At 37.4% G+C, this 26,707-nt stretch carries 26 protein-coding genes; 1 reads left to right on the forward strand and 25 read right to left on the reverse strand.

From position 1 onward, the window contains the following. Window positions 1–32: 32 nt before the first annotated feature. Entirely contained in the window at window positions 33–881 is an 849-nt protein-coding gene (locus R2R35_RS02270) for a tRNA 2-thiocytidine biosynthesis TtcA family protein (RefSeq protein ID WP_317732874.1), read from the reverse strand. A gap of 48 nt (window positions 882–929) precedes the next feature. Further along, window positions 930–2,036 (reverse strand): cysteine desulfurase family protein, encoded by a 1,107-nt coding sequence (locus R2R35_RS02275; RefSeq protein ID WP_317732875.1) that lies wholly within the window; start codon window positions 2,034–2,036, stop codon window positions 930–932. A 358-nt stretch (window positions 2,037–2,394) separates the two neighbouring features. Here R2R35_RS02275 and R2R35_RS02280 point away from each other — a divergent pair, with 358 nt between their 5' ends. Next, complete coding sequence (locus R2R35_RS02280; RefSeq protein WP_317732876.1) at window positions 2,395–2,739, forward strand: hypothetical protein; 345 nt, start codon at window positions 2,395–2,397, stop codon at window positions 2,737–2,739. 73 nt (window positions 2,740–2,812) lie between these two features. On the opposite strand, the gene R2R35_RS02285 is transcribed toward R2R35_RS02280, so the two are convergent. The 23 genes from R2R35_RS02285 to R2R35_RS02395 all read right to left on the reverse strand — a co-directional run bounded on the left by R2R35_RS02285 (window position 2,813) and on the right by R2R35_RS02395 (window position 26,421). Continuing rightward, window positions 2,813–3,370 (reverse strand): GNAT family N-acetyltransferase, encoded by a 558-nt coding sequence (locus R2R35_RS02285; protein WP_317732877.1) that lies wholly within the window; start codon window positions 3,368–3,370, stop codon window positions 2,813–2,815. A gap of 160 nt (window positions 3,371–3,530) precedes the next feature. Beyond that, the gene (locus R2R35_RS02290; protein ID WP_317732878.1) at window positions 3,531–4,283 is read right to left on the reverse strand and encodes a hypothetical protein; all 753 of its coding nucleotides are present in this window, start codon (window positions 4,281–4,283) and stop codon (window positions 3,531–3,533) included. A gap of 88 nt (window positions 4,284–4,371) precedes the next feature. Continuing rightward, window positions 4,372–5,061 (reverse strand): ABC transporter ATP-binding protein, encoded by a 690-nt coding sequence (locus tag R2R35_RS02295; RefSeq protein WP_317732879.1) that lies wholly within the window; start codon window positions 5,059–5,061, stop codon window positions 4,372–4,374. A 74-nt stretch (window positions 5,062–5,135) separates the two neighbouring features. After that, the gene (locus R2R35_RS02300; RefSeq protein ID WP_317732880.1) at window positions 5,136–5,492 is read right to left on the reverse strand and encodes a GntR family transcriptional regulator; all 357 of its coding nucleotides are present in this window, start codon (window positions 5,490–5,492) and stop codon (window positions 5,136–5,138) included. A 398-nt stretch (window positions 5,493–5,890) separates the two neighbouring features. Continuing rightward, window positions 5,891–6,427, reverse strand: a complete 537-nt coding sequence (locus R2R35_RS02305) for a transcriptional repressor (RefSeq protein ID WP_317732881.1) — start codon at window positions 6,425–6,427, stop codon at window positions 5,891–5,893. 110 nt (window positions 6,428–6,537) lie between these two features. After that, complete coding sequence (locus R2R35_RS02310; protein ID WP_242860676.1) at window positions 6,538–6,693, reverse strand: FeoB-associated Cys-rich membrane protein; 156 nt, start codon at window positions 6,691–6,693, stop codon at window positions 6,538–6,540. Window positions 6,694–6,774: 81 nt separating this feature from the next. Then, window positions 6,775–8,904: a ferrous iron transport protein B gene (feoB, locus tag R2R35_RS02315; RefSeq protein ID WP_317732882.1), complete on the reverse strand. Its 2,130-nt coding sequence runs from the start codon at window positions 8,902–8,904 to the stop codon at window positions 6,775–6,777. A 35-nt stretch (window positions 8,905–8,939) separates the two neighbouring features. Then, window positions 8,940–9,161 (reverse strand): FeoA family protein, encoded by a 222-nt coding sequence (locus R2R35_RS02320; RefSeq protein ID WP_317732883.1) that lies wholly within the window; start codon window positions 9,159–9,161, stop codon window positions 8,940–8,942. Between the two features lie 13 nt (window positions 9,162–9,174). Then, complete coding sequence (locus tag R2R35_RS02325) at window positions 9,175–9,387, reverse strand: FeoA family protein (RefSeq protein WP_033166028.1); 213 nt, start codon at window positions 9,385–9,387, stop codon at window positions 9,175–9,177. A 526-nt stretch (window positions 9,388–9,913) separates the two neighbouring features. After that, window positions 9,914–11,233 carry an ATP-binding protein gene (locus R2R35_RS02330; protein WP_317732884.1) on the reverse strand — a complete coding sequence of 440 codons (1,320 nt, stop codon included), beginning with the start codon at window positions 11,231–11,233 and terminating at the stop codon, window positions 9,914–9,916. A gap of 116 nt (window positions 11,234–11,349) precedes the next feature. Further along, window positions 11,350–13,488, reverse strand: a complete 2,139-nt coding sequence (locus R2R35_RS02335) for a methyl-accepting chemotaxis protein (RefSeq protein WP_317732886.1) — start codon at window positions 13,486–13,488, stop codon at window positions 11,350–11,352. A gap of 326 nt (window positions 13,489–13,814) precedes the next feature. Further along, complete coding sequence (argS, locus tag R2R35_RS02340) at window positions 13,815–15,575, reverse strand: arginine--tRNA ligase (protein WP_317732887.1); 1,761 nt, start codon at window positions 15,573–15,575, stop codon at window positions 13,815–13,817. A 180-nt stretch (window positions 15,576–15,755) separates the two neighbouring features. Next, window positions 15,756–15,947 (reverse strand): PspC domain-containing protein, encoded by a 192-nt coding sequence (locus R2R35_RS02345; protein ID WP_033166024.1) that lies wholly within the window; start codon window positions 15,945–15,947, stop codon window positions 15,756–15,758. A 241-nt stretch (window positions 15,948–16,188) separates the two neighbouring features. After that, window positions 16,189–17,190 (reverse strand): DUF4097 family beta strand repeat-containing protein, encoded by a 1,002-nt coding sequence (locus R2R35_RS02350; protein WP_317732888.1) that lies wholly within the window; start codon window positions 17,188–17,190, stop codon window positions 16,189–16,191. Next, on the reverse strand, window positions 17,187–17,969 hold the full coding sequence (locus R2R35_RS02355; RefSeq protein ID WP_317732889.1) for a DUF1700 domain-containing protein: 783 nt from the start codon (window positions 17,967–17,969) through the stop codon (window positions 17,187–17,189). The genes R2R35_RS02350 and R2R35_RS02355 overlap by 4 nt, the downstream gene beginning before the upstream one ends. Further along, window positions 17,966–18,289: a PadR family transcriptional regulator gene (locus tag R2R35_RS02360; protein ID WP_033166022.1), complete on the reverse strand. Its 324-nt coding sequence runs from the start codon at window positions 18,287–18,289 to the stop codon at window positions 17,966–17,968. Before R2R35_RS02360 ends, R2R35_RS02355 begins: the two co-directional genes overlap by 4 nt. Before the next feature lie 607 nt (window positions 18,290–18,896). Next, entirely contained in the window at window positions 18,897–19,769 is an 873-nt protein-coding gene (gene sdaAA, locus R2R35_RS02365) for an L-serine ammonia-lyase, iron-sulfur-dependent, subunit alpha (protein WP_317732890.1), read from the reverse strand. 22 nt (window positions 19,770–19,791) lie between these two features. Further along, entirely contained in the window at window positions 19,792–20,472 is a 681-nt protein-coding gene (gene sdaAB, locus R2R35_RS02370) for an L-serine ammonia-lyase, iron-sulfur-dependent subunit beta (protein WP_317732891.1), read from the reverse strand. A 328-nt stretch (window positions 20,473–20,800) separates the two neighbouring features. Next, on the reverse strand, window positions 20,801–22,810 hold the full coding sequence (locus tag R2R35_RS02375; RefSeq protein WP_317732893.1) for an ABC transporter permease: 2,010 nt from the start codon (window positions 22,808–22,810) through the stop codon (window positions 20,801–20,803). After that, a complete protein-coding gene (locus R2R35_RS02380; RefSeq protein ID WP_317732894.1) occupies window positions 22,803–23,570 on the reverse strand; it encodes an ABC transporter ATP-binding protein in 768 nt (255 codons plus the stop codon). The genes R2R35_RS02375 and R2R35_RS02380 overlap by 8 nt, the downstream gene beginning before the upstream one ends. Before the next feature lie 294 nt (window positions 23,571–23,864). Next, window positions 23,865–24,851: a sensor histidine kinase gene (locus R2R35_RS02385; protein WP_317732895.1), complete on the reverse strand. Its 987-nt coding sequence runs from the start codon at window positions 24,849–24,851 to the stop codon at window positions 23,865–23,867. Continuing rightward, on the reverse strand, window positions 24,844–25,518 hold the full coding sequence (locus tag R2R35_RS02390; protein WP_317732896.1) for a response regulator transcription factor: 675 nt from the start codon (window positions 25,516–25,518) through the stop codon (window positions 24,844–24,846). Before R2R35_RS02390 ends, R2R35_RS02385 begins: the two co-directional genes overlap by 8 nt. 3 nt (window positions 25,519–25,521) lie before the next feature. Further along, window positions 25,522–26,421, reverse strand: a complete 900-nt coding sequence (locus R2R35_RS02395; protein WP_317732897.1) for a family 43 glycosylhydrolase — start codon at window positions 26,419–26,421, stop codon at window positions 25,522–25,524. Window positions 26,422–26,707: the final 286 nt, after the last annotated feature.

Consider the following 26,707-nt stretch of genomic DNA (forward strand, 5'->3'; position numbering starts at 1 on the left):
GCATCCTTTCTGTATTATGCTCAACCTTTTCGTTATTCTTCTTCCGTAATCTCTGTTCTGTCATAGTCGTCTAAAAAGCTGTGAGGAACCTGATGTTTCTGATAACCGATCATAGTATCCAGGTTGACATTGTGGATACTTCTAAATATATTCATATCGATAACACTGCTTGTCTGTCTGAACTTCTTTACCAGTTCTTTCATTTCCTGGCGTTTGGAGCCCATACCGTTGTCTCCGAGCATACAATTTTCAGTCAGTCTGCAGGCACATTGTATGAAGGTAAGATCATTGTATTTCTTCCAGGCAAGAATATCAGCTTCTTTCACCATATATAGAGGACGAATCAACTCCATACCTTCATAATTCGTGCTGTGAAGTTTCGGCATCATACCTTTCATTTGTCCGCTGTAGAGCATGCTCATTAGTACGGTTTCAATCACATCATCAAAATGATGCCCTAAGGCTATCTTATTACAGCCCAATTCCTTCGCATGCTTGTAGAGATATCCCCTTCTCATTTTCGCACACAGATAACAGGGTGAATCCGGCACCGAAGCAACAACTTCGAAAATATTACTGTTAAATACCGTAATCGGAATATTCAGATATTCTGCATTATCCAGTATTATCTGTCTATTATAAGGATTATAACCCGGATCCATTACCATAAATACGAGGTCAAATTGGACTCTGCCATGTTTCTTTAGCTCCTGCATGCATTTTGCCAGAAGCATGGAGTCCTTACCACCGGATATGCATACTGCAATCTTGTCCCCTTCACTGATTAACTGATAATCATTCACCGCCGTAATAAATTTTCTCCAGATTTCCTTGCGGAATCTTTTTATGATACTTCTCTCAATATCTATATATTTGTCCATAATTCCTCTTTTCTAACTTGCCATTTCTCTATTACATTGGCTCTAATTTTACAAAGCAGCTTCAAACACCTCAAGAAACGTATCAATCTCCTCTTCCGTTGTCATATGACTTAAACTGACACGCAGAGTGGCAAGAGAAAGCTTCTTGTCCTTTGTCATGGCATAAACGGGTTTGGATACGGTATTAACAGCACAGCAGGCTGATTTGGTCGCAACATAGATCTCCTTCTCATTAAGTGCAGACTGAAGCATATTGGTATTTTTGTTTTTAATGCTGATATTTAATATATAGGGAGAACTATTTTCAGGTGTGTTTATAACAATGTTCTTATTAACTTCAAAGGCCTTGCGGAGCTTTCTATTCAAACCTGAAACAATGTCTCTGTATCGTTCAAGGTTTTCTGTTGTTAATTCAATTGCTTTTTCTAATGAAACTGCCAGTGCCAACGCCGGAGTACCGCTTCGAAAACTTGTAGTACTTAAACCTCCATGTATCAGTGGCTCCAGCATAACATTCTCTTTTTTGAGTAATAACCCAATGCCTGTCAGTCCATAAATTTTGTGACCGGAACAGGTAAACAAATCCATATGCTCAAAAGCCACCGGTATCTTACCAACTGCCTGGGTTGCATCAACATGTAGGAAACAATGTGGTTTTTGCCTGATTAACTCATATATCTTATCTATTGGCTGGATAACACCTATCTCACTGTCTACAAGAGCCAATGATACTAAAATGGTATCCTCTCTTAAAAGCTCTTTTAAATGTTCCAGATCAATCTCACCAGTTTTGGTGACATTAACAAAATCTATTTCAAAACCTTCATTTTGCAGTGCTGCTGCCGGTCCTGTTACGGAGGCATGTTCTAAAAAGGAAGTTATGATATGTTTGCCGTATCGCTGATAACTTTTTGCAACACCTTTAATTGCCTGGTTATTGGATTCACTGGCCCCAGAGGTATATATTATTTCTTCTGGTTTAGCGGACAGCATGCTTGCAATATGAGCTGTAGCCTCCTCCATTCTCTTCTTTGCCTCAAGACCAAGTGCATGAGGCGAATTGGGATTCCCTGGATATTTAAGTGCGGCATCTCCAAAGGCTTTTAAAACGTCTGCTTCAAGGGGAGTATGGGCTGCATAATCTAAATATATCATTGTAACCTCTTTCCTTCTATCAATATATAATTTTACGCATTCAATTAATAGTCTAAGTATAAATTTTTTATTTGGTCATCTTTGTTATGACTAACTGACAACATACGAGATTTATCATACTTTTCCGAAAGAGTTTTGTCAATCCCAATGGAGAGAAATCTCTTATTGATAAGATCCATTTTCATAAGTATTCCGCTTTTACAAACAAACGTTCCGCAAATATTCACAACCTTTCAACGGAAGCGCTGTTCCTTTAATGACATTATATTCATAAGAACATTATATTTCATGGTTTGTTTATCAAATTTTACAAAATTTTTATAAATGTATTGCATTATCTTCAAAAGCATAGTATATTATGAAGAAAAATGAAGAAAGGGTGAATAAAATGAATTTTACTCATACTAGTGGCGCATCCGAGCATCACAATAATGAATTCGAGCATATTAAGGAAACTATTTTTAAGTTATGTATCGGTGATATTCCCTTCACTTCCGTTGATAAGCCCGTTACTCTTGATTACAAAAACAGAGAAGTTCTTTTATTAATAGACGGAGAAGTATTAGGTAGTGTTCCTTTTGAAATCATATATTTTGATATCAAGAGAAGACAATTGGATGTCAAGGATTATGCTCATGCTATATGCGAGCTCATCAGTGAAGAAATCAGCAAGCTAACTATTGTAAAAACGGCTCTTGCATAACAAGCAAAATGCGCCCTGCATACAGGCGCATTTTTTTATATACTATTTCTTATCTTATGAAATCTGATATTTTCTATTGAGAAGCTTTCAAAAGGCTTTTTTCATTATTCTCTTTTAGATAAAGCCTGTAAATATTATGGAGATACTTTTTGTTTCGAAATAATACATATTCAGAACCTTTTACCTTGAAGTTCAAACTTTCTGCAAGACGTATCGATTTCACGTTATCAACAGAAATCATAGCTCTTATTTCTTTCACTCTCATGACCTCATCAGCATATACGATTATTTCCTTTAAAGCTTCTTGCATATATCCCTTTCCCCAGAACTCTTCTCTCAGATCATAACCAATATCAATTATTCCTGCATTCTTATTCCAGCAATGAAATCCGCAGGTTCCCATTTTTGCATTATCCTTTTTTCGTATTATAACCCAGCGATGCTGTAATCGTGATTCAGGGTAGATATAGAAATCTATGATTTCATCAGCTTGCTCAAGTTTTGTCAAAGGTTCTGCATCAAACAAATATCTGTTGACTGTATCATTTGAAAATTGATGGAATATAAAGTCCCTGTCTTCTGTTTCTATATTTCTTAAAAGCAGTCTATCCGTTATCAGGTTCTTAAACATGATACCTCCCCAACTCCCGTAGCTGAACTATCCGCATACAGATAGTTCACAGCTAAAAATCAATAAATTTATACTTATTTATTTCAATAACCATATATTCCTGCAGAACAGCAGGCAGTTTCTCAGTACGGTCTGCTCTGCCTCCTAATCAGTAAAGAAATTATACACTGACCTTCTTATCCAGCATCCATGCTGTAGTGATATAGGCAATGATTGTTACAACTGCATGAAATAGTATTCCAAACACTAAATAAGTATCGTTATTTAAATTGATACCGAAAGCATACAATAGAAAGTCTTCAAACTTACTTATTGCAATAATCAAAATAAAAAAGGCTGCAAAACTGATGAGGCTTTTTCCTTTCTTATCTGCAAGGAAAGTACTGCTTAACGTAATGGAAAGATAAGAAAGTGTAATTATTGTTATCCAGGTAACCAGGACAACTAAAATCACCAGTATTATATATTTATAGTCCAGATTTATATTAAACTGAAGATTAATAAACTCCTTTAATATTCGATTGATCTCGCCTATAGATGAATATTTTGCCAACAGGGCTGCACCATCTATAAGAAATAATAAGGCAAAGGCGAGACCGGACAACATTATCTGAAGAGCAGAACTTACAACCTTGGCACCAATAATCGAATATGTGGTATTTGGTGTAAGAAAGAGCATGTAACTGTGTTTTTGTTTAAGGTCACTTTGAAAAGTCATAATAGACTCAAAAGCTATAAAAAATAATGCTCCAATGGTAAACATACTAAGCAACCCAAGAGCCAGCCCTATGGTTTCACTTTTATCCATAATAAATCCTGTAAAGAACATGATTTCACCAAGTAATGCTATTGCTAAAATTATTATCTTGGAAAATGCCTGCTTTCTTAACTCATATTTCATTAATTTTAACATATTTCCTCCATCCTTGCGTACTATACGCTTTCTATACCAACAATATGGTTCTATATTAAGTACTACGTCTTCTCTCTTTAACGCTTAATCAAGCATAAATCTCTTTGTATAATTCTACGATAGACTTCTTATGTGTTTCCCTTAACGCCTCTGCATCACCTTCCAGAACTACCGTACCATTCTTAATAAAGACTGCATTATCTACAACAGCTTCCAACTCATCTACCAGATGTGTCGAGATTAGAATGGTATTTTCCTCACTCACTGCTTCCAGTATTGTCGTCATAATCTTTTCCCTTGATATAATATCAATACCGTTAAGCGGTTCATCGAGCATATAAAGGTCTGCTTTGCGGGCAAGGGTTGCGGCAAGCTTTAGCTTAGCTGCCAGACCAGAGGACAGTGATTTTGCATGGTCTTTCTTATTTAAATCCATTCTAACCAGCAATTCCTCATACCTCTTTCTGTCAAAGTCTTCAAAAAAATCCTGATAGTATTTACCCACATCATCGATGGTCATATAATTATAGAAAAAAGGCTCCGTTGACATATATGCTACCTTCTTTTTTGATTCTACACCGATTGGATTTCCCATAAAAGTAATACTTCCGCTGGTGGGTTTTACAAGACCGGCTGCCATTTTCATAAAGGTTGTTTTCCCGCTGCCATTGGGTCCCAGAAGTGCATATATCTTTCCTCTCTCTATATCAAGACTTAAATTATCAACTGCTACCTTTGACATGTATTTCTTTTTCAAATTACTGCATTGCAAAAACATATGAATTCCTCCTATTATTCCTACTGATTTAAAACTTTTTCTTTGATGAAAACTTACAGTATCTGTATTTCATACTAATTTGTATATCTTTCATCCAAAAGAGTCATTATTTCCTGCTTCTGTATTCCCAAAACCCTCATTCCACTAATAAACTGTTCCAATAATTCATTAGCCATATCTTTTCTGATGCTTATAATTTTCTCATTCTCTTCTGTTACAAAAGTACCAAGCCCTCTTTTTGTAAAGCAGATATCCTGTAACTCCAGTTCACGGTAAATACGACTGGCTGTATTAGGGTTAATTTTATACTTTAAAGCCATATCTCTGCCTGATGGCAATTTATCACCGGGTTTTAATACCCCTGTAATAATATCTTTCTTAATATCCTGAATAACCTGAATATATATCGGGATATTATTATCAAATTCCATATTTACCTCTTTTCTTCAACCGTATCAATGTTGTTCCAATAAACGTGTTATGAAACACCCGCCCTCTTTCTGTTTTCTTTACTAGTGCACTATCTGTATAGTACACTAGTATTTTATATCTGTCAATAGGTTTTATTTTAATAATTTATTTTACTTGTACTTTACAACTTATATAAAATATCCGTAATTATGAAATAGTAAAAATAATTCTTAACACAACAAAAAAGCTGTTTAATAATCAGCCTGACAAAACTGGAATGGTATATAACTCCATATCCTGATTGCAGAATGCTTTAAACAGCTCAATTATATTCATTTGTCTAATATTCTTATTATCAACTATTCTTATTACCAACTAACCTTACACTACAAGTCATAAGAATTTATTTCATAGGAAATCATGAAATATTACGCTTATTACAATGATACTGGCAACCTGTATTAGGACAACTACAGCTATTGAATACATCTTCTTCACAGTAATCACTGTCATCATTCTGGCTTTTGATCAATACAGTTATATTTTCAACATCCTCAACACCTTGAGCTGCTAACATTTTCTGCAATTCTGTAAACCATAATCCTTTTTGTACTTTTAAGGTTTTATTGTTGCTTTCATCTATATAAAGTGTCTGTTCTTCTTTTAAGTTCAGATTTTTATAGTCAATTTGATATAAGTTCTTTCTGTTTATAACACCCAGATCTTCGAGAGTTTTCACCATACGGTAAACCGTTGCAATACCTACTGTAGTATCCTTTTTTACTGCTTTATAATAAATTTCTTTACAGCTGGAGCATTCATCCTCCAAAATCACATCAATTAATAGTCTTCTCTGTTCGGTAATACGAAATTTCTTTTTTCTTAATTCGTTTATAATTATTTCTCTTTTATGAATCTTGGCTAAAATAGTTTCTGATTCTATTGCTGCATTCATGGCTGATATCCCCCTTTACAAGTGGTTTAGAGCAAAGGGCCTTTTATCTGATCTTACTTGATAAAAGGCCTATTACCTATATTCCTACGTCTATTGTTTCAGTTGATACCTTATTTATTGCAAGAATCAGTTGCTTTACTACAGCCGGAACAACCGCATCCACAGCCAGCACCTTCTTTTTTGGACTTCAGTGTTTTAAATCCGGCAAATCCGATGCCACCAAAAACAATAGCTCCAACTACGATGTTTGCAATTATAGTTCCCATATGAACCTCTTTTCTGGATAAACCATTTCTTTTATCCTATATAAACAAAATTAACAGTGTAGGAAAATATTCTTTATACATTTACTGGTTACGAACCTTTTTGTCTTTTCCTGCAGAGGGTTTGCGAACCAGTAGATAAATCATGATAACAGCTAAAAGTAATCCAACAGCAGTTCCAATACTAAATCCATTTCCGGAAACGAAATTTCCGATCTGGAATACTATCGTTGCTACAATATATGCAAGAACTGTCTGATAGCCTACCGCAAATAGTGTCCATCTGCTTGAACCCATTTCACTTCGGTTAGCTCCAATTGCCGCAAAACAAGGAGCACATAAGAGATTGAAGATTAAAAAGCTGTAAGCAGATAACTGAGTGAACTCACCCTGCATATTCTTCCAGAACTCTCCACCATCTTCAGCAACATCTGCAAAACCATATAAAATACCAAAAGTACCAACAACATTTTCTTTTGCAATAAGACCTGTTACGGAAGCAACTGCTGCTTTCCATTCACCCCATCCAAGAGGAATGAATATAGGAGCAATTACACGACCGATGCCTGCAAGAATGGAATCTTCAATATCAACCATCTGGAATTTCCAGTTAAAAGTGCTTAAGAACCAAACTAAAACAGTAGCCAGGAGAATGATTGTTGTAGCTTTTTTAACAAAGTGTTTTGTTCTGTCCCAAACATGGATTAATATACCCTTGATACCAGGAAGGTGGTATGCAGGAAGTTCCATAATAAAAGGTGCCGGATCTCCTGAAAAGATTCTGGTTTTCTTTAACACAATACCAGAGAAAACAATAGCAGCCATTCCTACGAAATAAGCAGAAGGAGCAACCCAGGAAGCTTCGGGGAATAACGCACCTGCAATAAGTGCTATAATCGGGAGCTTGGCACTGCAGGGGATAAATGTTGTAGTAATAATTGTCATTCTGCGGTCATGTTCATTTTCTATGGTACGTGTAGCCATAATACCAGGAACACCACAACCTGTACCAATAAGCATAGGTATGAAAGATTTACCGGATAAGCCGAATTTACGGAATATTCGATCCATAATGAAAGCAATTCTTGACATATATCCGCAGTCTTCTAAGAATGCCAGGCACAGGAATAAAACCATCATCTGAGGAAGGAATCCGAGAACAGCTCCAACACCGGCAACAATACCATCTAAAATCAGGGAATTCAGCCAATCAGCCGTACCAAGAGTCTCAAGAAGATTATTGATAGTAGTAGGTACCCAATCACCGAACAAGGTATCATTTACCCAATCTGTTGCCATACCGCCGATTGTATTAATAGAAATAAAATAAACCAAAAACATTACAACCGCAAAAATAGGAAGTGCAAGCCATCTATTGGTCACAATTGCATCTATTTTATCAGTTGCACTCTTTTTTGAGGTATTCTTTTTATGAACTGCCTGTTTAACAACTTTACCTATGTAAGCATAACGCTCATTGGTTATGATACTTTCACCGTCATCTTTCAGTTTGTTCTCGCATTCCTGTACAACTTCCATAACTGCTTTTAAGGTACTGTCGTCGAGAGCTAAGGATTCTAATACTTTCTCATCCTGTTCAAAAAGCTTAATAGCAAGCCAGCGTTCATTGGTACTATCCACTTTTCCTTTGATCATTTCTTCTATCTTAGCAAGTGCATCCTCTACCTCTTTTGAAAAACTGTGCTTTGGTGTAGCTGCCGCCTTTGCTTTTGCAAGCTCTACTGCTTTCTGAGCAACTTCTTTGGACCCGATTCCTTTGAGGGCAGAGGTCTCAACAACAGTACAGCCTAACATTTCTTCCAGTTTCTTTAGGTCAAGGGTATCTCCGTTCTTACGGACAACATCGATCATATTAAGAGCCATTACAACCGGAATACCAATCTCCAGCAGCTGTGTGCTCAAATAGAGATTACGTTCTATGTTTGATGCATCAATAATATTAATTATAGCATCCGGCTTATCATTAACAAGATAGTTTCTGGAAACAACTTCTTCAAGAGTGTATGGAGATAAGGAATAGATACCAGGTAAGTCCTGGATTATAACATCTTTCTGTCCTCTTAGAGTACCTTCTTTTTTTTCTACCGTTACGCCCGGCCAGTTACCGACATACTGTGAACTGCCTGTCAAATCATTAAACATGGTAGTTTTACCACAGTTGGGATTACCTGCTAAAGCAATTTTGACTGTCATTTTCAATTTCCTCCCGTAATAAAGCTCTTATCCTATTACTTGCTGACTTCAATCTGTGCAGCCTCATCTTTTCTAAGACTCAATTCATAACCTCTGATATTAATCTCTATAGGGTCCCCTAAAGGTGCTATCTTAACTACCTTAACATCAACACCGCGGGTAATACCCATATCCATGATTCGGCGCTTCAGCGGTCCTTTCTCACCAATACTTACTACTGTTCCCGTCTCGCCGGGCTTTAAATCCCTCAAAGTCATTTTCCTTTTCCTCCTAAGCTACCATGATTTTAGTTGCCAGATTTTTATTAATTGCTACCCTGACACCTTTTACCATAATGATAAAACCGCTGTCATTTTCTGATAACAATTTAACACTTTCACCTTTAACAAAGCCTAAATCCTGCAAATGGCGCTTAATATCGTCCTTACCTGTAAAGTCTACTATAACTTTTGTCTCTCCAATTCCAGCAAATGCCAGTGACATACTACCACACTCCTTTATCCATTATGAAAGCCATTATCATTTATATAGTATTATATGCCCATTGATTTTGCTTGTCAACGACATATTGTATTCAATTGAAAATAAATATCATTTTTAGGAATATTTTCAACTGATAATTATTTAACGGTTATAATTATTACTTTTCAGCTAATGTATTATCCACATATACTATAATCAGGCTATTCTATGCTTTTCCAGATACTTTCAGCAGCTATATCATAATGCATTATAATAAAGAAGAAACTGCTTTACTCTGAAGTTGCAAATTTACAGACTAATTGTAGTTTCTCCTGTATATACATATTATGATATTTTTTGCTTCCTCTATCAATTCACTTACCCAGGGTGTCTGAAAACTCATTGCACCGTTTTAAATACTCACTTTGGGGTATTCTTCGTTGCAATTTTGAAAACGTAAGACCACTATATCCCCCAAAACGTGCCTTGCTGTTTTTCGCAAATTTTCTCTCACAAAGTGGGTCCTCCTGTCCGGCACAAGAAGTTTTCAGACGCACCCTAACAGATAATTAATAAATTGCTGCGCTGTTCTTCCGGAACGTCCTCCATGACTCATTTCCCATCTGTTGGCTTCCAGGGTGAGCTCCTCTTCACTTAATTGCAACTGGGGATGTTTCTCAGCCAGACCCTTTACGATCTTAAAAAATTCTCTCTGATCAGGTTTGGAATAATTAATTGTAATTCCAAAGCGTGCAACCAAAGACAGCTTCTCCTGCATGGTATCACTTCTGTGTAGTTCATCCTTTGACATATCAGACCTGTCACTCCAGGTCTCACGTATTAAATGTCTTCTATTAGAGGTTGCATAAATCAGTACATTATCCGGTTTTACTTCTAATCCGCCTTCAATGACTGCTTTCAGATATTTATATTCAATTTCAAATTCCTCAAAAGATAAATCATCCATGTAAATAATGAACTTATAATTTCTGTTCTTAATTTCTGCTATAACGGAGGACAGATAGTGAAACTGATGTTTATATATTTCTATTATTCGAAGTCCCTGATTGTAGTATTCATTCAGGATAGCCTTAATACTGGAGGATTTTCCAGTACCACTGTCTCCATAAAGCAGACAGTTATTTGCCTTTCTTCCTTGAACAAAAGCTTCGGTATTCTCAATGAGCTTTTTCTTTTGCAGCTCATAGCCAATCAGGTCTTTTAGATGTGATTCATCGGTATTAAAGATAGGAATGATGTCCGGTTCATTTTGCTTTTCCTGTATGCGAAAAGCCTTATTCAGTCCGAATTTTCCTACCCCATAATCTTTATAAAAATTAGTAACCACCTGCAGGAGCTCCTGTTCGCCGGAAGCCTCTGCAATCGCTTCTGAAAGCAATTTTATTTTGTCACTTACACTTTTATTGTAACGCCTCTCGTTTTTTTCTATTGCCTGGTAGTTGGTAATGGTCGAGAAGCAGTTAATCTCAAGTCGTTCTTCCACTCGGGAAAAATCATATTCGGATAACTTTTTAAATATCATCAGATCCGAAGCAGCAAATACATTAACCGAACCTTCCAGGGTACCTTTCTTCTCACAGCTGATACTAAATGGATTCTCACTAACTGCCAGTAAATAAGCCAGGTAATTCTGCCACAGGTTCCTATCAAAACCATAGTCGGTTGCCAGTACCAACAGCTGGTTCATCTGCTCGTAAATCTCACTAATAAATTTCTCTTTTGCTTCAGACGAAACTGCATCTGGAAATTCCGCATCCAGTCTTTTTATAATATCAGCCAATGTATAGAGAATCGTATTCTCTTTTGTATGTCTGTATATAATGAGTTTAGCTGTATATTGATACATCTTTTTCCCTCCTGTGCTAAGCTTTTATTCATTCCCACCTAATAAAGCGTCCGCAGAATCCTTATACCCTATACTACTCTGCTTTCTTCATCCGGTAATTTATTTATTATACCACATTAAACACGAAACATGTTTATTGCTTCATTTAAATCTTTTGAATTCTCAGCCAATACCAGGGAGGCTTCCTCCAAGGCTTTCACGGAGGCATTCTGTACGTGTACTGTATCTTCAACCAGCTCAGAAGCCGCCAGGGTCTGCTGTGAGATTGCAGAAATACTTTCAACAGCACTAAGTGTTCCGCCTCTTGCAGAATCCATATTTGTTACATTCTGTCCAATAACCTCCAGACTGTTTGCAAGTTTTTGTATTCCATCTCCAATGTTTCTGAAGGTAGAAATGGTATTCTCAACAATACCGTTCTGTTCACTGACAATCTGCTCCGCATCCTTTGCAATACTTACAGTATCTGTAGTCTGCTTGATAATATCATCGATAACACTGTTTATTTCACCTGCAGCTTTTATGGACTGCTCGGCAAGCTTTCTTATCTCATCTGCTACTACAGCAAATCCCCTGCCCGCTTCACCTGCTCTTGCAGCTTCGATGGAAGCATTAAGTGCCAGCAGATTGGTCTGATCTGCTATTTCATTAATAACCTGAATAATCCTTTCAATGGAATGTGATTTCTGCTCCAATGCGGTGATATTATTCATAACAAATCTGGTAATGTCATTGGTGGCTTCTGACTGTTTTGAAAGTTCCTCCATGGTACCGATACCCTTAATTATCATATCCTTGGAGTTTTCAGCAATTATCTCGATCTCTTCTATACTGGTATTGACAGTCTTGATTTTCTCAGATAGTTCATCCATTTGCACGAGGCAATTTTGAGAATCCTGTGCCTGTCCGGATATACCATGGCCAATCTCATTAATCGATAATGAGATTTCACTGCTGGCTGCTGCTATGTCCTCGGAAGCTTTTAAGACATTGCCCGCTGATTCAGAAACAAGCCTGCTGACATTTGTAACTTTTAAAATGAGTTTTCTCATATTATTTATCATGTCTTTAGTATTTCCCGCAAGAATAATAAATTCATCCCTGTGTTTGTGCTCCATGGCTACGGTAAAATCGCCTTCAGCCAGTTGCTTAAGACTTCGGTTAATATGTTTAAGACTTGCGGCGATTCCTTGTGAAAGAAATGCTGCAATCAGCACAGCAATAACAGCTGCTACCACTACAATTATCGTGGTAAAGGACTTAATGCTGCCAGCCTGTTCCATAAAGCTGGCTTTTGGAATCAAAGCGCATAATACTACTCCTGTTCCTGCTATTTTATTATATAAGAAAAGATACTCCTTTCCATCATACGTAACATAATTTTGTCCTTTAGCGGCAGCTCCTGAAACTGCATTCTGATAATATTTCTCTGTAGTAAAATGAAACTCTTCTTTGTTGTTGCCTAAGGATATAGCCGTTGTTTCATTTTTCTTATCAGTGCCTGCTTTGATCAGCATTTCATTACCATCGGCTGTAACGACTCCTACGATACTGTCCTTTCCAAAATCCAGATCCTTCAGGAAGCTGTTAATCTCTCTTTTCTTTATGTCTATTATAATAACACCTTCATCAATCTGAAACTTCTGAACAAGAGAAAAAGCGTAATCCTCTGTTTTGGTACCTAATCTTTCGTCCACTACAGGATGACTTCCTATCCAGAAATGGTCAATCTTTGTATCAGATATTTTTGTAAAAATCGGATCATTTTTAAGTTCATTATAAAAGCCTTCTGCAGAACGGTTAGAGCTGGTGGCGACCAGGCTGTGTGCTTTTGGTATGATATGTATGTCCTCAATCATTGATTCAGAGTCAACTTTCTTTACCAGGTCCGTACTGAGGCTCTGTATATATGCTTTCTTGTTAAAATCATCTGTAAAATTCTGATTCTGAATATAATAATAGATTCCCGTATCCTTCGTATACAACGAAGCTATGGATTCTACACCTTTAAAACCATAATCCAGATATTTAGCAGCCATCTTCATTGTATTTTCTGTAGATTTCTCATAATTGCTTACCAATCCATCCGAGGCTTTCCAATAGGATAATAATCCAAGGCCTATGATAAAAAAGATTGGTATTGCAAATCCTATGATTAATTTAAAGCGTATCCCCACTAACCTCTTTTTTTCCTTAGCACTTATTCTCTTACTGCTCCTTGTTTTCTTATCTTTGATACGTTTACTTCTTTTCATAATAACCCCTTTCGTGAATATCAAAACAAGATATGATATTCCTGAATTCGTAGCGAAAAACAGCGTTTTGTTTTCCAACCCCAATACCCATCTGCGCGCCTTCTCACACCTTCAAATAAATAGGATGAAAGCCGGCTTTTTCAACCTGGCACCTGCTGCCAATACTTTCAGTCTTCCTCAGATTAACGCTTTATAGCTTTATTACAAAAAAGTGTCGATGAGCTACTCAATAAGAGTGGCCTCATCGACACACCAAATTTTACATCAATTTTTTATGAAATGCAAGTTAAAATCTCCAAAAATGACAGACAAAAAACTACTTCTTTCTACATTCTTTCTGGAGACTCAAAACCTAATAAATCGATACCAGTTTCAAGTATCCCTTTTACCAAAGTTATTAAAGCTATCCAGGATTTCTGCTTCTTCTTATCTTCTTCCGCAAGAATCTTGTTCTCATGATAAAAGCTGTTAAATGCGTTTGCCACTCCATAGAGGTACTGACAAATCTTATGAGGCGCATATTCATTACCGGCTGCTTCCACTACATCATTAAATCTTGAAGCCTCTAACATAAGATTTATCTCAGAAAGAGTTTTACCTGGGATAAGTGCCTCCGTTGTTATCGTGTCATTACCATATTTCTGAATAATGGATTTAATCCGTACTATCGTATAGAGTAAGTAAGGGCCAGTATTTCCTTCAAAGGAGATGAAACGCTCCAGGTCAAAGATATAGTCCTTGGAGGCCTGGTTTGAAAGATCTCCATATTTTAAAGCGGCAAGACCAACAATCTTTGAGATAGCTTCTGCTTCCTGCCTGTCCATCTCTCTGTTTTCAAGCATCTTTTCAAGAACAGCATTGCTGATATTGCTGATAAGATTCTCAAGACGCATAACACCACCGTCACGGGTCTTAAAAGGTTTACCGTCTTTTCCGTTCATTGTACCAAATCCAAGAAAAGTAAGTTTTGTTTCTTCCTCTACCAGCTTTGTCTTCTTTGCACAACGGAAAACTGTTTCAAAATATAATTCCTGTCTCTTATCTACTACATAAAGAATCTCATCCGGCGCAAATAATTCCATTCGTTCCACCATAGTAGCAAGATCGGTGGTGTTATAAAGAGTACCACCATCAGACTTTAATATCATACAGGGAGGCATTTCTTTGGTATCTGTCTCTTCTTTCACATCGACAACCAAAGCACCTTCACTAATTCTTGCATAATTATGCTCTTTCAGATATTCCACCATACCAGGTATATAACTCTGGGCATCGCTTTCCTTCTTCCAGAGGTCGAAATCCACCAAAAGGTTATCATAATTCTTTTTCAGATCTTCTATGGATACATTCAATATATGCTGCCACAGGGCAAGATACCCTGTATTACCGTTTTGAAGTTCTACTGTAGCTGCTTTCGCTGCTTCTCTGAACTCATCATTTTCCTTCGAATAAGCACTTGCTGCGGGATAGATTTGCTCCAGCTCACTGATTGTAAAAGGTGCCTCTTTCGGGTATTCACCTTCGTAGTCCTTCTTAAAATATACTAAATCCGGCTGATCCATCTTAATCTTCATCATAATAAGACCAATCTGCAGTCCCCAGTCCCCAAGATGTACGTCACCAATAACATTATGTCCTAAAAAACGGTCAATACGTTTGATGCTTTCACCGATAATTGCCGGACGTAAATGTCCTACATGAAGAGGTTTGGCGACATTGGCACCGCCGTAATCTATAACGATTGTTTTTGGTTTATCGGTTTTCTCACAGCCATACTGATTCTCCCTGGTAAGCTGTTTTACATAACCGGTTATAAATTCACTGGTTAAAACAATATTAATAAAGCCGGGTGCTACTGCTTCTATCTTCTCATAGGCATTGCTTTTTGACAGTACTTCTACTACTTCTCCCGCAATGGCAAGAGGTGCTTTCTTGTAGACTTTAGCTGCCGCCAGCGCACCGTTGCATTGATATTGACATAAATCAGGTCTGTTAGAAAGTGTAACAAAGCCGTACTTATTCTCATAACCACAGCTCTCAAAAGCCTCCATAACTTCCTTCCCTATGATATCAATTAATTTTTGCATTTTTTGTCCTCCGTTAAAGCATTACATAGATTCCAGAATAGATATATCTATTCGTGGTCATTAAAAAATACTTTATCATAATTACTTGTTCCTGTAAATAACTATTCATAAAATAACAAAAACAAGCCGTTCTGATACGGCTTATTTTTGTCATGAAATATTCATTCTTCCTATCAGTTCTTACGGTTCGTTCGGAACTATAATTGCTGCAATCAAATAAATCCAGATGCCCGCTGAGGCACCGAAAAATGCAAGCAGTACAAAAACCAGTCTGACTATTGTTGGGTCGACTTTCAAATAATCCGCTGCTCCGCCGCATACTCCCGCAATCATTCTGTTACTTCTGGAACGGTATAATCTCTTATCCTCCATAATCTCTACCCTGCCGCAATCATACCAGTCTAATACTTTTTCTTATTCCTACTGCTGGCAGTATGCGGCATTTCCTTTCTTATATAATATTATAATTAGTCTGTCTCAATAATTCTGTTACATTAATATGGTATCTATTCACAGTACTGTGCTTTTTCTCTATTAGCTTTATTATACCATATATTTCTTTTGATAATGCACTCCCAATCAAATTGCTTTTACAGTTTCAGTTTTACCATTATCAGTCTATATCCATATCTATGCCACCTAAATCACAGGATAAAATCATATTATTGGCTGCTTTGTTCTTTTGTGTAATCTGGGTATTGACACCGCTGTATCTTTCACCATTTAATGAAAGGGAGCCAAGTTTACAGTTAATGGAATAATCATAATCTTCTTTATTACCTTCAAGATCCAGATCAATATAACCCATGGAAGAACTGATTTTACTCTCACCGGTTATGACTCCGTCAATATCTACACTGCCAACGGTACATTCAATTTTTACGTTATGAATAGCTGCATCATCTATTTTAAGCGTACCTGCTGCAACTTCATAAGTAGATTTCGATTCCATATGCAATTCGTCAATGATAATGGAACCGGCACCTATGGAGAACCTACCGGTATCAGCAGCAAGCATATCTGCTTTAATCAGACCTGCTTCAACAGACAGGTCAATTTTCCTTGCTACAAAATCCTCCGGCAAGGTAATATAGACCTCAACTGCATCGGTTCTCCTTTCCATATCATCAAGATCAATATCAACTCCAAAGACACTTAAGGTCCCTGCCTCCCCAGAGGTACTGCTCTTTTCTCTGATAATCCATTTACCATCCTTTACTTCACTGACTATCCTATTCTCAGCATTCTCACTAACATCAATCGAAAAAGAATCACCTTCTCTTATCTGCAGCTTTCCAGCCAGCATATTGATCTCAAGTTCCTTTATATCTTTATAAGTAATAGGATATCCAGATGTAGTATCCTTATTGTCAATGGAAGCAGCTTCTATGAGATACTTTTTTGTTTCTGCATCAATTTTATAGTCAGATGTATCACTGCTATCCTCATAATCTTCATCGATCCAATGAAACCAACCATTTGCCAGATTAAAATTAACGTTAGACCACTTGGCATATATCTGATTATCCATACTAAAGGCTACCACTCCCAAAATAAAGCCTATTGCTATAGCTCCTCCGGCAATTCGTAATAAATTCTTCAGAAATACCCTCATGCGTATACCCTCCTTTTTTGGAAGATCTTGTTCCAGATCATCTTAATCCAATTAAATACAGCAGGTATTGCTTTCCCTGCTATCCAGATAGTGGCAATAGCAAAGAGTATTCCCACACCAAAAACTATAAGTCCACCCCCGGTTAAACTTAAGCCCAGAGCTGGTGATATGGATAATTGAAATACACCTGATAGGGCAAGCACAATACCAGTAATCAGCATGGCAACAGAGACGGCAAAAAATGCAATCCAGATACTGAAAATCGTTGCAACTACAGCTACGAATAAGGCAAATATTGTTGCTGCTACCGGTATTGCCATCGGAATACCAAAAAATAAAAGAATAATCAACAGTATGGTATTTCCGGTATTATGTTTGTTCTTATAGTCTTTTGCAGTACTATTTTTGTAGTTGCTGCTATTATTTTTGTAAGAATCACGACTATCTGCTGTTGTGCTTCTCTCACTACCGTTAGTGCCGGTATCTTTATCGTTTCTTATATATCTGCTGAAAACAGGTAAATTAGTTTTTTCCTGATATGCATTATGAAAGCCGTTCTCCGAAAAATATCCTTCTTCTGTACTTCCATACTCAAGGGATTTTTTGATACTGTCTGCTACTTCCTTGGGAGATCCCAACTCCATGATTACCGTTTCTTCCTCTTCCAGTCCTGCTTCGTCAAAATAATTCCGATAGAACTCAAGAGCTTCGTTTCTTTCTTCTTCCGGAATATCCACCAGTAGATATCCCAACTCCTGTATAAACTCATTCTTTGTCATGAGACTTCCACCCCCACAAAAATGTTATTAATCTTAGCCGCGTAAATCTTCCATTCTTTTATATAAAGTTTTAATTGGGCTTTCCCTTTATCCGTAATCTTGTAATATCTTCTGTTCCGGCCGTCAAATGCCTGATCATAGACTTCCAGACAATCCTCTTTCTGAAGTCGTCTGAGTACCGGGTACAGGGTGGACTCCGATATTTCAATAACCTGACGTATATCCTGGGTTATCTTATAGCCATAGGTACCTTCCTGATCTTTGGATACGATACCAAGAACAATGGCATCCAGTAAAGCTGCTCCTGTATTAAATACCATGATAACTTCTTCCTTTCTGACAGAATTCAAATAACCCTTCATTAAATGCTCGCAATTTATCATTTTTATAATGCTGAGTATATTATCTAATCCGCTATATTATATGTCGTATAATATTGTTTGATAAATAAAATATAAACAATCACAAAGGAATTGTCAAGAAAAATTTGTGTTCTAATGCTATTTTAATAAAAACCTTTTAATAATAGTTCTTGAAGCGTTTTCGAAACATTCATTCTAGACATCCCTTAACTATACAGCAGTTTTGGTGCAAAAAAAGAAGCACAACAGTTATCCTACCGTACTTCTTTATCAATAATTTATATCCATAAATAAAAATCAAAAGCCTAATTTTCATCAGATTTCAGGTGAAATGTACAAACCAGAAAGAACGAATGCGCCTATGGAAAGGTATTAGAAGTCCTTTTCCCTGGATATTTTGTGCTATATCATAAAGCAGATTGTCTGAGCGCAGCGAGTTTTCTGCTTTATGATATGTCAAGCGCAAAATATCCAGGGAATTAGGACTTCTTATACCTTGGAATCGAAGCATGAGTTTTTTCTGGTTTGTACATTTTACCGTCCCTTGCCAAACACTAACTATCTATCAATTACAAAGCCCGCACAAAGCACAAGCACTTGGTGCCGCTGCCATACCCCCAAGAGCAGTTTCCCGAAGCTCACCCGGAAGTCCTTTCCCCACGCGGTACATAACATTGACTGCCTCATCAAAAGGCACTACATTTCGAATTCCGCTCAAAGCCAGCTCTGCTGATATTAATGCATTTGATACACCTATTGCATTTCTCTGCTGACAAGGTGCTTCCACCAGTCCACCGATCGGGTCACAAACCAACCCCAGAAGATTAGAAATTGCACTGGTCGCCGCATGAAGGCTGCTCTCAGGGCTTCCACCCAGTAGTTCTGTAACCGCTGAGGCTGCCATGGCAGAAGCACTGCCAACCTCTGCCTGACAGCCACCTTCCGCACCGGCAATGGTCGCATTGTAGGTTATCAAATATCCTATAGCACCAGCGTGGAACAGGGCCATAATCATTTCCTTATCCGAAAAGCCATACTCCTCCTGCATCGCAAGAAAGGTACCGGGTATAACACCCGAAGCACCAGCCGTTGGCGCAGCAACAATCAGTCCCATAGAACTGTTAACTTCAAGAACGCCCATAGCATAGGATATTGCCTTTGACATCAGCCCTCCGCAGGCAGATGGGTCACCGGACATTCTTCTTTGTGTCAGTTTTAAAGCTTCTCCGCCAATTAATCCCCCCATGGATTTAAGCTTTTTTGTAAGAGCATCTTTAGCAGATGCCTTCATGATATTCCAGGAATGTTCCATTCTTAATAATACCGTATCCCTGTCAGTCTGACTGATTTCCATCTCTCTTAGCAGCATAACCTCAGAAATGGGTATTTGATTCTCCTTGCATAATTGTAGCAGCACTTTTCCTGTTTTAAATTCCATCTTCTGTTTTGTCTCCTACTCTTTATAGCTTTTCAATCAGAAAGGCCTGATATATATTGGGTAAATCTTCTATTTCATCTATTACTGCTGCTTCAATAATATCATCAGCTTCAATTATGGAATAAGCAATCGCACCTTTATTTTCTCTGTATAGTTTCATAAATGCAATATTAATTGAAAATTGTCCCAGAATATGAGTAACTGCTGCAACCACACCTGGTAAATCTCTGTGTTTAATCACAAGTGTATAATAATCACCCGACAAATCAATCTCCACACCATTGATTTTCTTAAGTTCTGCTCTTCCACCGCCAACAGAGATACCAGTAACGGAGGTTTTCTCACCCTTTTCATCTATTATAAGGATGTCAACCGTATTCGGATGAATATCCTTCTCTTCTTTGTTTATGATAAAATCATAAGCTAAACCGGCAACCTCTGCATAATGAAAGGATTCTTTAATCCTTCCATCCTCCGTATCATAACCTAAAATCCCTGCTACCAGAGCTCTGTCCGTACCATGTCCTCTATATGTCATGGCAAATGATCCATATAAAGTAAAAACCACCTGCTTAATCGGATTTTTCACCATATTGGCGGCAAGTCTTGCTATTCTTAATGCTCCCGCCGTATGAGAACTTGAAGGCCCTATCATATTGGGGCCGATAATATCAAATACACTGATTTCTTTCGATGAATACATGCGAACACCTTTCATATTCAAGCCGTTAAATAAGCTGTCCTTTTTGTTTTCTGTAATTATATAAGAGTATAGCACAAAATACCAGAAATTAATACAGCATACCTGACGATAATCACCACGAATACAAAATGGAATTGCTTGATAATAACTAGGGTGCGTCTGAAAATTGCATGTGCCGGACTGAAGGTTTTACTTTGTGGGAGGTATTCCGTGGTGTTCATTCAACTGCCAGGTATAACTATAGCTTATTACCTTTAACTAAAACCGGAGTATAAAAAATCCCCCTCTGCTTTCATTTACCGAAAACTTCGGGGGTATCTCTATCGATTTAGAATTTAATGATTCGGTAATAAGTCCTTGCGGTAAATTTATATACACATACATAAATGACTGCAAATATAACACCTGAGCCAATAATGCAAACAGTTGAAAGCATTGTGTCAAACAGGTAGAAGGATTCAAGCATTTTTATTATCATATGTCTGGCAGCGCTAAGATGAAGAACTGCTGCTGCAAGAGGAAGGAAGAATACCAGCAGAATCTGTCTGCTTATGGTCTTTTTCACTTCTCTATCATCCATTCCTACTTTCTGAAGTATTTCATATCGTTCTCTATCGTCATATCCTTCTGAAACCTGCTTAAAATAGATAATCAGAACTGTAGCACATAAAAACATGATCGTAAAGAATATCCCAAGAAAGAGTAGCCCTCCGAAAAGCCCGTAATCCTCTTGCCGTCTTAAGTCAATTGAAGATACAGTAATTGTATTGCCTTCTGCTGCACTTATTAACTTCTCTTTAAGATTGTAGGTAAATTCCAGCTGATCTTTTTCATTTCCTTCCATATTCAGAATGAATTTGTAACTACTAGCATCATCCCACTTCTGCTGATAATAATTCTCCAGGAGTTTTTCAGCATTCTGTTCATCGGCTGTAATAAGGAATATATCTGTAACCGGAGTATTTTTCCCTTTGTTAAAGACTGTATCAATTAATGTATCCTTTATAACATAGTCCTTATCAAGTGTCTTCATATCTATCAGTTTAAGATCCTCTTTATCCGTTAATAATAACACTTCCTTATCCGCAAGTTCCCGGTTATCACCAGTTACAGCTATATATTCTGCTAAAGGAACCACTTGCAACCCACGAATCTGAGACCATAACTCATACATCGGGGTATCCCTGTCAATTTCAGGGCTATTATACGGTAATATCTTACCATTAAGTAAAAACACAGATGAAGTAGCCGCCCTGTTATACCTATAGAAATCCTGAATCATTATTCCTTTTGCACTTGCTTCTTTATCAATAATATCATTTATACTGTTTATCTTCTCCTCTGATAGCCGGTCGTGTATTATAATCTCAAGGTCATTGGGATTATTGTACCTTATAATATCCTCCTGTCCCAGATAAAGAGCAACACAGGTGGATATTGTTACGAGAACCATTGTTGAGAGAATACAGATATTAGCCAGACCTGCAGCATTCTGCTTCATACGGTGGAATAAACCGGAAATGGCAATGAAATTTTTCGCCTTGTAATAGAATTTCTTCCGACTCTTTAACCGATGTAAGACAAACTGGCTTCCAGCCTGGAACAGTAAGTTCGTAGCCACTATTACCATAAGAACAGCAACAAAGAATTGGTTGAGAGCTGCGCCACCATTTTTTACGGTATTCGCCATATAATAAGCAGTAACCAATAATGCTGTTCCTATTAAGGTCTTTAACAGGACAAAGCGTACTTTCTTCTCACCGACCTGCTCTCCTTTCAGCAGATCAATGGGGTTAGCAGTCCTTACTTGTATGAAATTAAATGCTGTGGTTAAGACGAATATAATCGCAAACAACACTGTAGTTATTGAAAAAGGTTGCCAGTTTAAGGAAAAATGGCTGTCAGGAGACACCTTTAAAGTTTTCAGCAGCAATAAAAATATCAGATTTCCGAACACACAACTGGATACAATACCAAGTACCAGGGATATAGAGCTTAATATAAAGTTCTCAAAAATAATAATACGGCTTATATGTCTTTTCTCAAGCCCCAGTATTCCATAAAGTCCGAATTCTTTCTTTCTTCTTTTTATCAGGAAACTGTTGATATATAACATGAATATGATCGTGGTTATACTCATTATGATCATACCTAAGGCAAACATTGTCTTTATACTGTCTTTTTCTGGAACATTTTTTAACCCGTCAGTGGTCATAAGGGTGACTACCATAAAATAAATAGCAGAAAAGATGATATAGGATATGGCATAAGGAACATACATCCCCTTGTCTCTTCTCAGATTAGCAGCTGCCATTCGTAAGTAAAAGTTCTTAGCCAATGTCAGCACCCCCCTCTGACAGCACTGACAGATTAGAGACTATTTTATCAAAGAATTCTTTCTTGTTATCCGCGCCTTTATATACCTGGCTGAAAAGCTCCCCATCTTTGATGAACAGGACTCTTCTGGCATAACTTGCTGCCATGGCACTGTGCGTTACCATAAGGATTGTCTGACCATTCTTGTTCAGTTCTTCAAAGAGTGACAGTACCAGCGTAGATGCTTTTGAGTCCAAGGCACCGGTAGGTTCATCTGCCAGTATCAATTTGGGATTGGTTATAACCGCTCTGGCCATAGCCGTTCTTTGCTTCTCTCCTCCTGATACCTCATAAGGGAATTTCTCCAGAAGTTTCTCAATCCCAAGCCGCTTTACCAGGGGCAGGAGTCTTTCTTCCATAGACTCTACTGATTCTCCTGAAAGTACCAAAGGAAGCAGAATATTATCTTTTACCGAGAAGTTATCTAATAGATTAAAGTCCTGAAATACAAACCCGAGGTTCATTCTTCGAAAGGCTGACAATTCTCTGTCCTTTATGACTGACAGACCCTTGCCCTCCAGATAGATCTCTCCCGAAGTAGGTTTATCCAAAGATGCTATGATATTGAGTAAGGTAGTCTTACCAGAGCCGGAAGCTCCCATAATAGCAATAAACTCACCTTTAGCAATGTCAAAGCTGACATCATTCAGGGCACTAACTTTCTGCCCGCCTAACCTGGTACTGTATACTTTTTTAAGATTTTGAACCTGTAATAATTCCATGTTGATCCTGCCTTTCATTTACTGCTGTTTTATTAAATTCATAACCAGAACTCCGTTGTTCTTATGCATTCATTATAACGAAAGGCTTCTCCTGTTTCCATCGATTAACATTACATATATAAATTTAAACTTACAATCTTGTCACATTTTAAGCAGCTTTGAACTAGGCTGCTTTGAACTAGGCTAATCTGAACCCCCGCCGCACCATCCAGACCATATTCTGTTTCAGTAAATTGCAGAAATATACTATAAAAAGAAGCGTCCAACTCTGTTAAGCCAGGTTTCTTACAACCCTTAATCAAATATCTCAACGGGGTTTTCAGGAAATTCTAGAATAGCTTTTGTACCTAAGCCAAGCTTTGATTTAATAATAATACGGATTGAAATAGCATCCGCAACCTTTTTAGACAAATACAGGCCGATACCACTGGCCTTCTTATCCAGCCTGCCATTATAACCGGTGTAGCCTTTCTCAAATATCCTCTCAAGGTCTTCCGGTCTGATACCTATACCTGTATCTTCTATTACAAGTTTGTTCGCATCCGCATAGATTGCTATTCCACCTTTATTCGTATATTTAATTGCATTGGATAACAGCTGTTCAATGATAAATGAAATCCACTTACTGTCTGTCAGAGCATAAAAGCTTGAAGGTTCTATGGTTACACTTAATTTTTTATTGATAAAAAGTGAGGCATACTTTTTTACACTTGTTCTGATGATTTCAATAAGTTCATATTCTCGAATAACAAGGTCGGAAGCCAGATTCTTAATTTTTACATATTGCAGTGCCATTTCAACATATTGCTCTATCTTAAATAACTCTCCTTCAATAATCCTATTATCCAAGGAACTCCGGCTGTTTTTTATTGTTAGTTCCATAGCTGCTATTGGAGTCTTAATCTGATGCATCCACATCGTATAATACTCCATCTGCTCCCGGTAGTCCTTCTCCATGGCCAGCAGGTTCGCCTTCATGTCATTATATAGGTTTGTAATTATCTCCTGATAGCTCGATTCCAGTGCATTACATGAAAGCGGCAGCTCCATAAGCTCCAGCTTTTTATTCTCAATAATAACCTTTAACCTTCTCCATCTTTTCTGATAAAAATAGATATCAATAATAATATAAACCAGCACAATAAAGGAATAGAGTATCAATGCATAAAGAATGGATATCAATTCATGAGCGTAAAGAAAACTGACTAAAGGAAAAATAATCCACAATATCAGTAACAGCAATATAAGATTAATGCGGTATTTTAGATAGTCCTTAATCATGAATCATATACCCCATACCTTTCTTCGTCTGTATAAAATCTTTTAAATCCATATCCTCCAGCTTCTTTCGCAAACGGTTTACATTCACTGTCAGGGTATTGTCATCTACAAAACAATCACTGTTCCACAGGCACTCCATAATTTCTTCCCGCAATACCACCCGGTTCTTATTCTCCATTAGAAGTTTCATTATCTTAAATTCATTTCTGGTAAGCTCAATAACTTGTCCGGCTGTTTCCAGACAGGTATCTGCTAAATTAAGTGATACCCCTTTTATATCCAATGTTTTACTCTCCACGTAATAATCATAAGTCCTTCTTAAGAGCGCCTGTATCTTTACCACCACCACATCCATGGAAAAGGGTTTGGTAATATAATCATCCCCCCCCAGATTCATAGCCATTACCAGATCCAGATTCTCTGTATGTGAGGTTAAAAATATGATTGGCACCTTTGATTTCTTCCTGATCTCACTACACCAGTAAAAGCCGTTATAAAAGGGCAGGGAAATATCCAAAAGAATCAAATGGGGTGACAGCTCTGCAACCGTCTCTGCTACCTTATTGAAATCCGAAACACACACCGCCTGAAACCCCCATTTAATCAGATTCTCCTGCAATAAGGAAGCTATGGTCATATCATCTTCCACTATCAGAATGTTATACATATTTTATCCTTCATCTCTTTCACAATATAAATTTTTACCATCTGTTGTCAGTCTCACAGCCTGTACTGCTGTAATCGCTTTTCTGCTGTCACTTTCCTCTTTTTCAAAAGGGTGGCAGAAGTAAAACAGGTATGCTTCATCATCAATTACCAGCACATCTGCATGATGACCAATTCCGGTATCCATTAGTTTCATGCCTGGTTTCTCTAAGAGATTAGCCTTGCAGCGATTCCAACGGGTAAAATCTTCTGATTGGTATACCCCAAGGCCTTTCCAGAAATCCGTAATCATCCATTTCACGCCGCCAAGCACAAATACATTGGCACCTTCATGAGAACAGTCATTAATTTCTTCTCCTGTCACTTCCCATTGATACAGATCCCTGCTTCTGGCAGCGTATGTATGACTGTTATGATTTTCGTCCTTGTACCACAATTTGAACAACCCTTTTTCTACCTCATAGACACAGGCATCAATTACCCGTTTGGAAGAAAGCTCTATTTCACCAGCATATTTCCACTCCCAAAGATTATCTGCCGTATAATGGAGCATTCTTCTTTCATAATTCCAATCAGTAGGTATACCGGTTATATAGGACACATACATATGATACTCACCTAAGGCATAGATGATTTCCGGTGCCCAGAAGGTATTATGGCCAGGTTCAATATCAAGTCCCGGTAATGTTCCTCTGTACAGCCATTTCCTCAAATCCTTTGAGGCGGCAACACCTATCTTAGACCCATGAATGCTGGATACACCAATCTGTACAGCAGTAGACCTTCTCTGGGTATAGAACATATAATAGCATTCCTCTTCTCTGTTCCAGATTACTGCCGGATCCGTTGCTCCATCGTAAATTGGATCTCTGAATAAAGGGGATGGAAATTCTGTAATTTTCATAAAACTCCTTTCGTGAATAACAAGCTGTAAAATATTATACAAATTGTAAATCGAACTATAACATATGTCAATGTTTCTATGGTATTATATGGTTATCTCAGTCTGTAAGCCTAAATACCAAAAGACAGTTTCGCTTTCTTATATCATCTCCCATTTTTGTAAATATCTTATAGATAATTGTTAATAAATGCTATATAATTATAATATACCTCTAAAATATTGATAGAATAAACGAAGGATAACCGAAATATATTTGATAATTACAAAGCGATACTTTAATCCTTGC

The organism is Anaerocolumna sp. AGMB13020 (genome assembly GCF_033100115.1).
GTDB lineage: Bacteria > Bacillota > Clostridia > Lachnospirales > Lachnospiraceae > Anaerocolumna.